A 13,798-nucleotide genomic window follows, 5' to 3' on the forward strand; every position below is an offset into this window, starting at 1 on the left:
GCGCGCCATGACCTCAATCTCCCGTCGTCTGTTCCTGTCGCTGGCAGCCGGTCTCGTGCCGGCTTCCGCCATCGCCCATCACGGCTGGGGCGGATACGATACGTCGAAGTCGTTCACCGTCACCGGCAAGATCCTGAAATCGACCTTTGAGAATCCGCACTGCGAGATCGAGATGGAGGTCGACGGCAAGCATTGGCACTTCATCCTGGCGCCGCCGTCGCGCATGCAGGCGCGCGGGGCGACGCGTGAGCTGATCGCGCCCGGCAAGACCTGCACCGTGTTCGGCTATCCTCACGTGAGCAAGCCGGATGAGGCGCGGATCGAATACATCGTGCTCGACGGCAAGCGCATCGAATTGCGGTAGGCCGCGTGGAACACCAGCCGGCCGCATCGATATTCCTGACCCTGCAGGAAAGCGCGCTGGGTCAAGCGATGCGCTCTTCGCCGGCGCTCTATCCGGCGGTCGAGATTCTGCACATCATCGGCTTCGTGGTGCTGGTGGGATCGATTCTGGCGCTCGATTTGAGGCTATTGGGGCTTGGACGCGCGATCGCGATTCCGCCGATGGCGCAATTGCTGTTGCCCTTGTCGCGCGCAGGCTTTGTGCTGGCGATCAGCATGGGGCTTTTATTGTTCAGCGCCGATGCTTCGCATGTCGTGAAAAATCCCGCGTTCCAGGCCAAGGCGCTGTTGATTGTGGCAGCGCTGGTCAACGTCGTGATTGCGCATGCCCTGCCGTGGCGCGATGTCGGACGCTGGGGCGACCGGGTGCCCGGCGGAGCCAAAGCGACGGCGCTGATATCGATCCTGTTATGGCTCAGCGTCGTCTGCGCGGGACGGCTGATCGCGTATTTCTGATGGAGGGTGCCATGCGTCGCATGCGCTTCGTCATTGTCGCGTTGCTGCTCGGCCTCTGCGGCATGATAGAGGTTGCGGTAGCCGACGAGGCCAGCGCCTGGAACGCCTTGCGCACCGGTGGTCACGTTGCGCTAATGCGACACGCCAATGCGCCGGGGGGCACCGGCGATCCGCCCGGCTTCCGGGTCGAGGACTGCGCGACCCAGCGTAACCTCAGCGTCAAGGGGAGGGCAGATGCGGAAAAAATCGGCGCGCGGCTCAAGCAGGAAGGGGTTGTGTTCGAAAAGATTGTGAGCTCGCCATGGTGTCGCTGCGTCGACACGGCGAAATTGCTGAACCTCGGCACGGTCGAAACCGAGGCGACGTTCGGCAATGTCGTCGTGCTGCGCGATCAAAGAGAAACGCTCACGGCGGGTGGGCGCGCGTTGATCGCCAAATGGACGGCGCGCGGAAATCTCCTAGTCGTGACGCACGGCGCAAACATTTTTGCGCTAACCGGCGTCTCGCCGGCGAGTGGCGAGATCGTTGTCGTCAAAGGCGGCAGCGATCGCGCCTCGCCTGTCGGCCGGCTGCTGCTCGATTGAATCAGCTTCGACCTACCGCGCTTCCGCCCTCGCGTCCTTTCCGCGATACCGATTCCAGTTCGCGATGACGGCTTCGTATCGGCCCGGTTTCGTGGCGGCCAAGGCGCCGGTAGCTTCGACCGCCGCCTCGTGGGTGATCTGATCAGGAAATACCGCAAAATATCCCAGCAGGCCGGCGACCATCATGCCGTAGATCAGGAAGGATGTTATCAGCCAGCGTCGCGTGTTGGCTCGGCGTCTCTGCTGTTGCAATGAGCTTTCCATATCAGGAAATCCATCTGTCAGCCCCGGGATAGCATCAAGCGGCAGGCTTGCCCTTGTCTTGCATCGGCAGCATTCGATCTCCTGCCAACCGTAACCGCCGTTGAGGCATTGGCCTATCGTTGGTGACGGCTGGGCCGGGCCGCCATAGCCTTCCATGCGAACCGACCACGCTTCTGCCTCGGCCCGATCAGCGGCACGAGCTGCCTTCCTCGCTTGAACGGCTACGGCACGCTCGGGGTGAACGGGAAGCTATGCTATGCTCACCGGGTCATGTGCGAACTGGTGAACGGCCCTGCCCCGACGCCGAAGCATGTAGCGGCCCATACCGGCGCAAGCTTTTGCTAGTCTTGGTGGGTGAGGTGGGGTAGCGTTGGCGGGCTTTTTCGTAGCTGGACGATCTTAAAAATGTTGAACAAAGAGCATATTTTCCCGCAGGTTTTTCTAAGGTCTTGGCCGTTCCCGCGCGGCTCGGGATTCTTGGCTTATTGGCTTTTCCGCAACCTCTCGTTTGCAGAAAAACTCGCGACCGTCAGGACCACGGATGATTTCCAAATCACCGTCATGCCCAACGATCTTATCGGGCGGCATATCTACCTCACGGGCGAGTTCGACCGTTCGAACGTCGAGGTGCTCTGTAACTTTGCGGAGCCGGGCGACACACTGCTCGATATCGGGGCCAACGTTGGGTATGTGACCGCTTGCTTCCTCACCAAAGTGCCCAATTCAAGAGCCATCTCGGTTGAACCACAGCCAGAAGTTTTGGACCTTCTAAGGAAAAACCTCACACCCTTTGACGGTCGAGCAGTGGTCTACCCATATGCCCTATCACAGCAGGACGGCGTCTCCCTGCTCAGTATCGACCCCAACAATCGCGGCATTGCCCACATCAGCGAAAGCGGCACCGTCAGCATCGAAACGAGGAAAGTCGGAACGATGCTATCGGAACTTGCGATCGACAAGATCGACCTTGTCAAGATCGACGTCGAAGGACACGAAGAACAGATTTTCTCTGCCGGCATCGAGCATTTCGCCAGGCTTCAACCAAAGGTCATTTTATTCGAAGAGCACAGCGATAAGAGCGCCGGATCGATCGGCAGCATGCTTCGAGACGCAGGTTACGAGATATACAGCCTTCGAAAGAAACTCACTCGGCTGGATTTCGTCACCGTGAGATCAGCCGCAGACTGCAAAAGCAACGACTATGTCGCCGTATCTACAAAGCGTCGGTTGCCAACGACTGCAACATCTCTTTACCTCTAGGACTATTTCCTCTCACGTCTGCACAATAAACCGTCGCCGGACGTGCTTCATAATGAGTGCACCACATCGGGGAGCGCGGAAATCTTGGCCGGATCTTTGATCCCCGGTTCACTCTCAATCTCCGATGTCGATCGATTCCATCGAATTGCAAGATGTGCCAGCTGCGCACCAGTACACGAGTTTGATATCTTAAGCCATGTCCCGCGTCACGCGATCGCTCGAAGCTACTGCGATCAGACTAAACACCGTCTCGTCGCATAATTAAAGATTGATCTATTTGCACCTACGACCGCATCTGGCCCCTTTGAGACATGCCGACGCACGGTAACGTTGTCTGTTTACAGGGGTAGTGCGGAAGTCGGCGGCACCCGGCCAAACCGACGCGAATGACCCATTCGGAAGTCGCGCCTTCTGACGAACGGTTGCTGTCGTGCCGCAAAATGGCCAAGCCGCAGTCATTCGACTTCGAAAATTGCCTCACATATCACTGCAACTTGGAAGGGCAAGGACCCCATTCCTGGCGCTACTCGCGCGCCCTTCGAAGGACGTCAGGATCGTGCTGCCGTTGCTCTCGTCGAAATCATCAGCTTCAGCGATCGCTTTCGTCCAGTACTTGCCGTGGCGGTTCGAGCACCCACGTGCCGTTCGTCTTGTTGCGCCTATAGAGCAGCGCGACGCCGCGAGCGAGCGCAGGCCCGCTATACGGCTTGCGCCGAACAGCAAGCTTTAGCCGCGCGGTGCGCATTTCAAGACTGGAACAGCGAACGTTGCGCGCCAATTCTGTGTCCCCGGTTTTGTCCCAATGGTGTGTGGGAATGCCGAAAATTCGAGTGGCATGGTATGGGGAGAACCTACGACCGATCAATAGGTTAAGATTTCCACGCAGTTCCACCGGCGTGTATTTTCCCCTTGCGCAGGGAAGGCCGGGATGCTCCGGCGCACCTGTATGCTCGTGTGCATTTTCTTTTTGCGCAAGCAGCACACGAGACCGCGGGTGCGGCGCGCACCCGGTCTTCCCTGCGCCCTCTGAATGCGAGGGCGGGAAGTTGATGCAAAACTCGGATGCAATGCGCCGCGAGAACGCCATTCCACAATCAAAGGTCATCGCGCGGCTTGACCGGCGATCCAGTATTCCAGCGACGCCAGTGATTGGATCGAGAAGCCGGGGCGTACTGGATCTCCGACTTCGCGGGGATGACAGCGGTGTGTGCGGTACTATGTCAATGACAGGCATTACGTGAACGGCCACGCTCCAACAGCACCCCGAGGGAACCCCATGCTCACGCTTCATCATCTCAACGACTCCCGCTCGCAGCGAATTCTGTGGCTGCTGGAGGAACTCGGCACGCCCTATGAGATGAGGCGTTATCAGCGCGATGTCGAAACGAGGCTGGCGCCGCCGGAGTTGAAGGAGGTTCACCCGCTCGGCAAATCGCCTGTCATCACTGACGGTGACAGGACGATCGCCGAATCCGGCGCCATCGTCGATTACATCATCCGCAGTTACGGCAAGGATGCGATGATGCCGCCGCCCGGAAGCGCCGATTACGAAGCCTACAATGAGTGGCTGCATTACGCGGAAGGATCGGCGATGCTGCCGCTGATGTTGAACCTCTACGTCGGCAGGCTGAAGGAGGCGGGCGCGCCCCTGCATCCGCGCATCGACAGCGAACTGGCCAATCATCTCGGCTATGTCGACCGTGCCCTGCAGGGCCGGGAGTTCTTTGTCGGCGCGTCGCTGACCGGCGCCGATATCCAGATGAGTTTTGTCGGCGAGATGGCCAAGGTATTCGGCAGGCTCGGACCGTATCGGAACTTGGCTGCGTGGCTGGAACGCATGCATGCCCGCCCGGCATTCCAGCGCTCGGTGGCGAAGGGAGGGCCATACCGGTTTGCCTAAATACCCCGATGTCGTACCGGCGAACGCCCGGACCCATACGCCCCGGCTGCCGGAACGGTAACCCCTGGCAGACGCTCTGCTGTCTAGGCGCCGTGTTATAGGCCCCGGCTCAAGGCCGGGGCGACGAGAGTGGGGGCTTCATCCCCACCATATCTGGCATAAATATCAACCTGTACCGCAAATGCTTGGCCATTCCGGCCCGGATGTGGTATCTCGCAGGCTTCTTTCGACCGCCACACCAGACCCGCCCGCCTCGCCCCTAAGGGCCTGCGGCGGTGGAGATATTTCGCCCAATGACCTCCTCGCCCACGAGCTCCAAGACCGCCTCAGCGCCCGACTCGTTCTTCACGGCCACGCTTGCCGAGGCCGACCCGGAAATCGCCGCCGCGATTAAGGGCGAACTCGGTCGCCAGCGGCATGAGATCGAGCTGATCGCCTCGGAAAACATCGTCAGCCGGGCCGTGCTGGAAGCGCAGGGCTCGGTGATGACCAACAAATACGCGGAGGGCTATCCGGGCGCCCGCTACTATGGCGGCTGCGAATGGGTCGACGTCGCCGAGACGCTGGCGATCGAGCGCGCCAAAAAGCTGTTCGGCGCGCAGTTTGCCAACGTGCAGCCGAACTCCGGCAGCCAGATGAACCAGGCGACGTTTCTGGCGCTGCTGCAGCCCGGCGACACCTTCATGGGCCTTGACCTCGCCGCTGGCGGTCATCTCACCCACGGCTCGCCGGTCAACATGTCCGGCAAGTGGTTCAAGGCCGCGCACTACACGGTGCGTCGCGAGGACCAGATCATCGACATGGACGCGGTGGCCAAGCAGGCCGAGCAGGTCCGCCCCAAGCTGATCATCGCCGGCGGCTCGGCCTATTCGCGCGCCTGGGACTTCAAGCGCTTCCGCGAGATCGCCGACTCTGTCGGCGCGTATCTGTTGGTCGACATGGCGCATTTCGCCGGCCTCGTCGCCGGTGGCGTCCATGCCTCGCCGGTGCCGCATGCCCACGTCACGACAACGACGACGCATAAGTCGCTGCGCGGTCCGCGCGGCGGCCTGATCCTGTGCAACGACGAGGCGATCGCCAAGAAGCTGAATTCGGCGATCTTCCCCGGCCTGCAGGGCGGTCCGCTGATGCACGTCATTGCCGCCAAGGCGGTGGCGTTCGGCGAGGCGCTGCGGCCGGACTTCAAGATCTACGCCAAGAACGTGGTCGAGAACGCCAAGGCGCTGGCGGAAACGCTGCGCGGGCACGGCCTCGACATCGTCTCCGGCGGCACCGACAACCATCTGATGCTGGTCGACCTCAGGCCCAAGGGGCTGAAGGGTAACGTGTCGGAGAAGGCACTGGTGCGCGCCGCCATCACCTGCAACAAGAACGGCATTCCCTTCGATCCCGAAAAGCCGTTCGTCACCTCGGGCCTGCGTCTCGGCACGCCGGCGGCGACGACGCGCGGCTTCGGCGTTGCCGAATTCAAGCAGGTCGGCGGCATGATTGCCGAAGTGCTCAACGCGCTGGCGCAATCGGAGGACGGCAAGGCGCCGCTGGTGGAAGCTGCGATCAAGGAACGGGTGAAGGCGCTCACCGACCGCTTCCCGATCTATCAGTAAAGGCCCTGTTGGATGCGCTGCCCGAGCTGCAACAGTCTCGATACGCAGGTGAAGGATTCACGGCCAACCGAGGATTCGGCCGTGATCCGGCGGCGGCGCGTGTGCATTGCCTGCAACTTCCGCTTCACCACCTTCGAGCGGGTGCAGTTGCGCGAACTGACCGTGATCAAGCGCAACGGCCGCCGGGTGCCGTTCGACCGCGACAAGCTGGTCCGCTCGGTGCAAATCTCCTTGCGCAAGCGGCCGGTCGATCCTGAAAGGGTCGAGAAGATGGTTTCGGCCATCGTGCGCGAGCTCGAAAGCGGCGGCGAGGCGGAGGTCTCCTCGGAGGCGATCGGCGAAATCGTGATGGAGCATCTGCGCCAGCTCGACGACGTCGCCTATGTGCGCTTCGCCTCGGTCTACCGCAATTTCCGCGAAGCCAAGGACTTCGAGACCCTGATCGGCGAGCTCTCGGGCGAGGACGAAGCGCGGATCGCCACGTTGCGAAAATGATCTTCCGCATTCTGGAAGACCAGTACGGGCAGAAACTCAAAGAGGCCAAAGCGGCTGACCAGCGCTTCATGCAGCTTGCGCTGTCGCTCGGCCGGCGCGGGCTGGGGCGCACCTGGCCGAATCCGGCGGTCGGCGCAATCGTGGTGAAGGACGGCGTCATCGTCGGTAGAGGCTGGACCCAACCGGGCGGCCGGCCCCATGCCGAGCCTGAGGCGCTGAAGCGGGCGGGCAAGGCCGCGCGCGGTGCAACGCTCTACGTGACGCTCGAGCCTTGTTCGCATTTCGGCAAATCGCCGCCTTGCGTCGACGCCGTGATCGCCTCGGGCATTGCCCGCGTGGTGTCGGCGATCGAGGATCCCAATCCGGAAGTAGCCGGGCAGGGACATGCCAGGCTCCGCGCCGCCGGGATCGCGGTCGATGTCGGGCTCGGAGCTCAGGAAGCCGCGCACGACCATGCCGGTCATTTCCGCCGTGTCCGCGACAGGCGTCCCCATGTGATCCTGAAACTCGCCGTATCCGCGGACGACAAGATCGCCGCTGCCGGCCGCAAGCCGGTCGCGATCACGGGCGAGGCGGCGAAGACACGTGTGCATCTGTTGCGCGCCCAATGCGACGCCATTCTGGTCGGCATCGGCACCGTGCTCGCCGACGATCCGCTGCTGACCTGCCGCCTGCCCGGAATGGAAGCGCGCTGGCCGGTGCGGGTCGTGCTGGACCGCAGCTTACGCATTCCCAGCGACAGCCGGCTCGTGCATTCAGCGCGCGCCACGCCGCTCTGGGTGATGACGTCGGAGACGGCGGAAGCGGCTGCGGCCGCGAAACTCGGCGCATCCGGCACGCAGGTGACACGCGTGGCGGCGGCCACGAAGCTGCCGGGACTGGAATTGGCGGCCGTGCTGCGCGCGCTATCCGACGAGGGCGTTACAAGGCTGATGGTGGAAGGCGGCTCGCGGGTCGCCTCATCCTTCGTCGCGGCGGGCCTGGTCGACGAGATCTGGCTGCTGCGCGGGCCTGAGACGATCGGGGCCGATGGCATTCCTGCGCTGGACGCATTGCCGCTGTCGGCAATCACCGGGTCGTCCGCGTACAGGACACGTGCTAGCGAACCACTCGGCAAGGATACCATGACCGTTTACGAGCGCGCCTAATGTTCACCGGAATTGTCACCGACATCGGCGAAATCGTCGCCTTGACGCCAACCGCGCAAGGGCAGTTGCACCGCATGCGGATCGCCTGTCGCTACGACCAGACGACGATTGCCGATGGCGCTTCCATCGCCTGCAACGGCGTCTGCCTGACGGTGGTGGCTTCAGGCGTCGAGGGCGGCAAGACTTGGTTCGACGTCGATGCCGCCGCCGAGACGCTCGGCATGACGACAGCGAAGCACTGGACCAAGGGCACAAGGCTCAATCTCGAGCGTGCGCTGAAGATCGGCGACGAACTCGGCGGCCATATTGTCGCCGGGCATGCCGACGGCATTGCGACCATCGTCAAGCGCGACGATCTGCCCGATATGGCGCGGTTCGAGCTGCGCACCACGCGCGAACTCGCCCGATTCATCGCCGCCAAGGGTTCGGTGACGCTGGATGGCGTGTCGCTGACCGTGAATACGGTCGAGGATGTCACATTTTCGGTGCTGATCATTCCGCATACGCTGAGCGTCACCACGCTGAGCGGCTGGCGCGCGGGCAGCGAAGTCAATATCGAGGTCGATCTGATGGCCCGCTATGCGGCGCGGCTATCGGAAATGAAGTGACAGGGTAGCATACGGCGCTTAAAACGCCGGCCAAACCCTCATGGTGAGGAGGCGCACTTGCGCCGTCTCGAACCATGAGGCCCGGAAGCAACCGCATCCTTCGAGACGCGACCAAGAGGCCGCTCCTCGGGATGAGGACCGAGCAAGACGAAAGATAATTCATGGCAGACGCACGGCGCGCACCGCTGAAGGACCAGACCGACATTTCAGGCGCGCGCGCCCTGATCGTCGAAGCGCGGTTTTATGACGATATCCAGAATGCCCTGCTGGAAGGCGCCGTCGCCGAACTCAAGGCCGCTGGCGTCACGCATGACGTCATCACGGTGCCCGGCGCGCTCGAGATTCCTGCCGCGATTGCAATCGCGCTCGACGCCGCCGACAGGAACGGCAAGCCTTATGATGCGGCCATCGCGCTCGGTTGCGTGGTGCGCGGCGACACCATCCATTTCGAGATCGTCTCGATGGAATCCGCGCGCGCGCTGATGGATCTTTCGGTCGCGCGAAAAGTGCCGCTCGGCAACGGCATCATTACGGTCAACACCGAGGCGCAGGCCTGGGCGAGGGCGCGCGCCAGCGAGTTGAACAAGGGCGGCGACGCCGCGCGCGCGGCGCTGGCGATGCTGCGCATCAAGCGGCGGCTGACAAAGGCTTAAGAGGATGGCAGATCAGAAAAAGCCAGCCAAAGGTCCCGAAAGAAAAGCCAACCGCCGTGGTGCGGCGCGGTTAGCTGCCGTGCAGGCGCTCTACCAGATGGACATTGCAGGCGCCGGTATCAACGACATCTTCGCCGAGTTCGAAAGCCACTGGCTCGGCAACGAGGTCGAAGGCGACAAATATCTGCCGGCGGAGGCCGCATTTTTCCGCGACGTGGTGTCGGGTGTAGTTCGCGATCAGGCCAGGCTCGATCCCCTGATCGACGATGCCTTGCAGAAGGGCTGGCCCTTGAAGCGGATCGATGCGATTTTGCGTGCGGTGCTGCGGGCGGGCTCCTATGAACTGGAGCACCGCAAGGACGTACCGGGGCGTGTGGTCGTATCCGAATATGTCGACGTCGCGCATGCCTTTGTCGAAAAGGATGAGACCGGGATGGTGAACGCCGTGCTCGACCAGATCGCGCGCCAGTTCCGCGCCGACGAGTTCGCGCGTGGCTAGCGGCAGGCCCGCGTCCGGCGAGGAGTCGCTGATCGCGCGCTATTTCCGGCCGCTTGCGACCGACCCCGGCGCATTCCATCTCGACGACGACGCTGCGGCATTGAAGCCGGATGGCAACGATGTCGTGGTGACAACTGACGCCATCGTCGAAGGCGTGCATTTCCTGCCTGACGATCCCCCGGACACCGTCGCGCGCAAGGCGCTGCGGGTGAACCTTTCCGATCTCGCGGCCAAGGGGGCAACGCCGGCCGGCTTCGTGTTGACGCTCGCCTTGCGCAGCGCCGATGAAGCCTGGCTGAAGCCGTTCGCGGCGGCGCTCGGCGAGGACGCTGGGTACTTCGGCTGCCCGCTGCTCGGTGGCGATACGGTATCCACGTTGGGGGCGCTGATGGTGTCGGTGACGGCGTTCGGCCACGTGCCGCCGGGCAAGATGATTCATCGCAGCGGCGCCAAGGCCGGTGAGCGGGTGATGGTGACGGGCACGATCGGCGATGCGGGGCTGGGGCTGGCGATTCTCAGGGGCGGCAAGGTTCATGCCGCCACTGATACTGCTGCACGGGACGTGTTGATCGGGCGCTATCGCGTGCCGCAGCCGCGGGTGGCGATCGCCGAGATCATTCGCGACCATGCCAGCGCCTCGATGGATGTGTCCGATGGCCTCGCCGGCGACCTCACCAAACTCTGCGGAGTCTCCGGCGTCTCGGCCGCGATCAAGCTGCAACAGATCCCGCTGTCCCACGCAGCACGTGATCTGGTGTCGCGCGGAGTTGTCGGGCTGGAGACATTGATAGCCGGTGGTGACGATTACGAGATCCTCTGCACGATTCCGGAAGAGCGTGTTGAAGCCTTCGAAGCTGCTGTGCAGCGCGCAGGGGTTGCGCTTAGTTCCATCGGAACGATCGTCGGGGCGAGTGCAGTTCCGAAATTCGTCGACAAAGAGGGTAGGGAAATCGCGCTGGAACGGCTGTCCTACAGCCATTTTTGAAGGCATCGCAAACTGCCGTCAGCTTTATTTCCTGTCAGCCATTGCAATCCAGCGGAAAACCTATAGGTTGTGCTCATTCGATTGCCGCCGTGCCTTTTTGAACGTGCCCTGCGGGGCTTCTTCCAGAGACATCGTCGAGATTGGATTTTTGAATCTGCGCGATCGCCGCGTGGAATGAAAAGCCTATGTGCTTTGGAGAAGAGAAAATGGCTACGGGAACAGTGAAGTGGTTCAACGGTCAAAAGGGTTTCGGTTTCATTGAGCCGAGCGATGGCAGCAAGGATGTGTTCGTGCACATCTCGGCCGTCGAGCGCGCCGGCCTTGGCGGGCTGGCCGAAGGTCAGAAGGTTCAGTTCGAACTCAAGACCGACAAGATGCGGGGCAAGGTAAGCGCAGAAAATCTGTCGCTGGTCTAAGTCTCGAAACAGTCGTTTCACGGATGTACTGGAATGGCTAGCGAGCCCGCTCAATCCCAAAGGGATTGGGCGGGCTCTTGCATCTGAGGGCGCATTTCAGCGCCTGCCGCGTCTCGCGCCAATGTGCCGGGCGCGATTATCAGTGATTCCTTTCAAAAATCGACGGTTTTCGTCCTCCGCGACATTGCGCCGGAGGGGCGATTTTGGCATGGTCGCGCCCGATTTGAGGCCGCCCGTCTGGGCAGGGCAGGCCTTTATGCGTCCGCCGCGACCTGCGGTGACGGCGCGCGGGGTGGAACAAAAAATCTGAGGCAAGTTCAATGACAGCATTATGGATGATTGTGCTCTGCGGAGCGCTTTCGATTCTCTACGCCATCTGGGCCACGTCTTCCGTTCTGAAATCGGATGCCGGCAACCCGCGCATGCAAGAGATCGCGGCGGCCGTTGCCGAGGGCGCACAGGCCTATCTGCGCCGTCAATACACGACGATCGGCATGGTCGGCGTCGTGATCTTCGCGCTGCTGGCCTATTTCCTCGGCATGCTGGTCGCGATCGGCTTCCTGATCGGCGCCGTGCTGTCAGGCGCCGCCGGCTTCATCGGCATGAACGTCTCGGTCCGCGCCAATGTGCGCACCGCGCAGGCGGCGACGACCTCGCTGGCCGGCGGTCTCGAACTGGCCTTCAAGGCGGGTGCGATCACCGGCCTGCTCGTGGCTGGTCTCGCGCTGCTCGGCGTCACCATCTATTTCGGCTATCTCACCCAGATCATGGGTCTGAAGGCCAACGACCGTGTCGTTGTTGACGCCCTGGTGGCACTCGGCTTCGGCGCTTCGCTGATCTCGATCTTCGCCCGTCTCGGCGGCGGCATCTTCACCAAGGGCGCCGACGTCGGCGGCGACCTCGTCGGCAAGGTCGAGGCCGGCATTCCCGAAGACGATCCGCGCAACCCCGCGACCATTGCCGATAACGTCGGCGACAATGTCGGCGACTGCGCCGGCATGGCGGCCGACCTGTTCGAGACCTATGCGGTGACCGCGGTCGCCACCATGGTGCTCGCCGCGATCTTCTTCGCGACCTCGCCGCTCTTGGTGAACATGATGACGCTGCCGCTCGCCATCGGCGGCGTCTGCATCATCACCTCGGTCATCGGCACCTTCTTCGTCAAGCTCGGCGCCAGCCAGTCCATCATGGGCGCGCTGTACAAGGGTCTGATCGCGACCGGCGTGCTGTCACTGCTCGGCGTCGCCGCCGTCATCAACTGGCTGATCGGCTTTGGTCCGCTGACAGGGGTGAAATACACCGGTATGGCGCTGTTCGCGTGCGGCGTCGTCGGCCTTGCCGTCACCGGCCTGATCATCTGGATCACCGAATATTACACCGGCACCGACTACCGCCCGGTAAAATCGATCGCCTCGTCCTCCGTCACGGGTCATGGCACCAACGTAATCCAAGGGTTGGCGATCTCGATGGAGGCGACCGCGCTGCCCGCGATCGTCATCATCGCCGGCATCCTCGTCACCTACAGCCTTGCCGGCCTGTTCGGCATTGCGATCGCGACCACCACGATGCTGTCGCTGGCGGGCATGATCGTGGCGCTGGACGCCTTCGGCCCGGTCACTGACAACGCCGGCGGCATCGCCGAAATGGCCGGCCTGCCGAAGGAAGTCCGCAAGTCGACGGACGCGCTCGACGCCGTCGGCAACACCACCAAGGCGGTCACCAAGGGCTACGCGATCGGCTCGGCCGGTCTCGGCGCGCTGGTGCTGTTCGCCGCCTACAATGAAGACCTCAAGTTCTTCATCGCCAACTCATCCAAGAACGTCTATTTCCAGGGCGTCGCTCCGGACTTCTCGCTCAACAACCCCTATGTCGTGGTCGGCCTGTTGTTCGGTGGCCTGCTGCCGTATTTGTTCGGCGCGCTCGGCATGACCGCGGTCGGCCGTGCGGCCGGCGCGATCGTCGAGGAAGTGCGGCGTCAGTTCCGCGAGAAGCCCGGCATCATGCAGGGCACGGACAAGCCGGATTACGGCAAGGCCGTCGACCTGCTGACCAAGGCGGCGATCAAGGAAATGATCATTCCGTCGCTGTTGCCGGTGCTATCGCCGATTTTCGTCTATTTCGCGATCTACACGATCGCGGGCGGCGGCGCGCCCGGCAAGTCGGCGGCGTTCTCGGCCGTCGGCGCGATGCTGCTCGGCGTCATCGTGACTGGCCTGTTCGTTGCGATCTCGATGACCTCGGGCGGCGGCGCCTGGGACAACGCCAAGAAGTACATCGAGGACGGTCACTTCGGCGGCAAGGGCTCCGACGCCCACAAGGCCGCGGTGACGGGCGATACCGTCGGCGATCCCTACAAGGATACGGCGGGTCCCGCGGTCAACCCGATGATCAAGATCACCAACATCGTGGCGCTGCTGCTGCTGGCGATCCTGGCGCACTGAGCCGGCGAAACATTGCTCTAAAAGGAACCCCGCGGTGCGAGCCGCGGGGTTTTTGTTTGTGGGTGGGTCAGGCGAAGCCGTAA

Annotated in this window: 15 protein-coding genes and 1 pseudogene; 14 read left to right on the top strand and 2 right to left on the bottom strand. The window is 62.6% G+C overall.

The features are described from left to right. The first annotated feature begins 7 nt into the window (after positions 1 to 7). From HCN50_RS24425 to HCN50_RS24435, 3 genes are read left to right on the top strand one after another with little or no spacing between them, the layout of a single operon-like run. Positions 8 to 364, top strand: a complete 357-nt coding sequence (locus HCN50_RS24425; protein ID WP_171712437.1) for a DUF6152 family protein — start codon at positions 8 to 10, stop codon at positions 362 to 364. A gap of 5 nt (positions 365 to 369) precedes the next feature. Continuing rightward, positions 370 to 858 (top strand): DUF6644 family protein, encoded by a 489-nt coding sequence (locus HCN50_RS24430; RefSeq protein ID WP_171712438.1) that lies wholly within the window; start codon positions 370 to 372, stop codon positions 856 to 858. A gap of 11 nt (positions 859 to 869) precedes the next feature. Further along, on the top strand, positions 870 to 1,442 hold the full coding sequence (locus HCN50_RS24435; protein ID WP_171712439.1) for a histidine phosphatase family protein: 573 nt from the start codon (positions 870 to 872) through the stop codon (positions 1,440 to 1,442). 291 nt (positions 1,443 to 1,733) lie between these two features. Here the strand turns inward: HCN50_RS24435 and HCN50_RS24440 are convergent. Next, positions 1,734 to 1,922 (bottom strand): annotated as a pseudogene (locus HCN50_RS24440) (hypothetical protein); the annotation flags it as partial. A 189-nt stretch (positions 1,923 to 2,111) separates the two neighbouring features. Here HCN50_RS24440 and HCN50_RS24445 point away from each other — a divergent pair. Beyond that, positions 2,112 to 2,966 (top strand): FkbM family methyltransferase, encoded by an 855-nt coding sequence (locus HCN50_RS24445; protein ID WP_171712440.1) that lies wholly within the window; start codon positions 2,112 to 2,114, stop codon positions 2,964 to 2,966. Between the two features lie 589 nt (positions 2,967 to 3,555). On the opposite strand, the gene HCN50_RS24450 is transcribed toward HCN50_RS24445, so the two are convergent. Beyond that, positions 3,556 to 3,948 carry a hypothetical protein gene (locus HCN50_RS24450; protein WP_171712441.1) on the bottom strand — a complete coding sequence of 131 codons (393 nt, stop codon included), beginning with the start codon at positions 3,946 to 3,948 and terminating at the stop codon, positions 3,556 to 3,558. Positions 3,949 to 4,242: 294 nt separating this feature from the next. On the opposite strand from HCN50_RS24450, the gene HCN50_RS24455 reads away from it, so the two are divergent. The 10 genes from HCN50_RS24455 (at position 4,243) to HCN50_RS24500 (ending at position 13,715) form a co-directional block, all read left to right on the top strand. Then, on the top strand, positions 4,243 to 4,866 hold the full coding sequence (locus tag HCN50_RS24455) for a glutathione S-transferase family protein (protein ID WP_171712442.1): 624 nt from the start codon (positions 4,243 to 4,245) through the stop codon (positions 4,864 to 4,866). Positions 4,867 to 5,159: 293 nt separating this feature from the next. Further along, positions 5,160 to 6,470, top strand: a complete 1,311-nt coding sequence (gene glyA / locus HCN50_RS24460; RefSeq protein WP_171712443.1) for a serine hydroxymethyltransferase — start codon at positions 5,160 to 5,162, stop codon at positions 6,468 to 6,470. Between the two features lie 12 nt (positions 6,471 to 6,482). Then, entirely contained in the window at positions 6,483 to 6,965 is a 483-nt protein-coding gene (nrdR, locus tag HCN50_RS24465; protein WP_171712444.1) for a transcriptional regulator NrdR, read from the top strand. Further along, positions 6,962 to 8,113, top strand: a complete 1,152-nt coding sequence (ribD, locus tag HCN50_RS24470; protein WP_171712445.1) for a bifunctional diaminohydroxyphosphoribosylaminopyrimidine deaminase/5-amino-6-(5-phosphoribosylamino)uracil reductase RibD — start codon at positions 6,962 to 6,964, stop codon at positions 8,111 to 8,113. The genes nrdR and ribD overlap by 4 nt, the downstream gene beginning before the upstream one ends. After that, complete coding sequence (locus tag HCN50_RS24475; protein ID WP_171712446.1) at positions 8,113 to 8,721, top strand: riboflavin synthase; 609 nt, start codon at positions 8,113 to 8,115, stop codon at positions 8,719 to 8,721. Before ribD ends, HCN50_RS24475 begins: the two co-directional genes overlap by 1 nt. 161 nt (positions 8,722 to 8,882) lie before the next feature. Continuing rightward, positions 8,883 to 9,374, top strand: a complete 492-nt coding sequence (gene ribH, locus HCN50_RS24480; protein ID WP_171712447.1) for a 6,7-dimethyl-8-ribityllumazine synthase — start codon at positions 8,883 to 8,885, stop codon at positions 9,372 to 9,374. Between the two features lie 4 nt (positions 9,375 to 9,378). Then, positions 9,379 to 9,873: a transcription antitermination factor NusB gene (nusB, locus tag HCN50_RS24485; RefSeq protein ID WP_171712448.1), complete on the top strand. Its 495-nt coding sequence runs from the start codon at positions 9,379 to 9,381 to the stop codon at positions 9,871 to 9,873. Further along, positions 9,866 to 10,858, top strand: coding sequence for a thiamine-phosphate kinase (gene thiL, locus HCN50_RS24490; RefSeq protein ID WP_171712449.1), 993 nt, complete (start codon positions 9,866 to 9,868; stop codon positions 10,856 to 10,858). Before nusB ends, thiL begins: the two co-directional genes overlap by 8 nt. A gap of 206 nt (positions 10,859 to 11,064) precedes the next feature. Then, positions 11,065 to 11,274, top strand: a complete 210-nt coding sequence (locus HCN50_RS24495) for a cold-shock protein (protein ID WP_028345703.1) — start codon at positions 11,065 to 11,067, stop codon at positions 11,272 to 11,274. A gap of 320 nt (positions 11,275 to 11,594) precedes the next feature. Further along, positions 11,595 to 13,715 (top strand): sodium-translocating pyrophosphatase, encoded by a 2,121-nt coding sequence (locus HCN50_RS24500; RefSeq protein WP_171712450.1) that lies wholly within the window; start codon positions 11,595 to 11,597, stop codon positions 13,713 to 13,715. Positions 13,716 to 13,798 lie beyond the last annotated feature (83 nt).

Origin of the sequence: Bradyrhizobium archetypum (genome assembly GCF_013114835.1) — a bacterium.
Taxonomy (GTDB): Bacteria; Pseudomonadota; Alphaproteobacteria; order Rhizobiales; family Xanthobacteraceae; genus Bradyrhizobium; species Bradyrhizobium archetypum.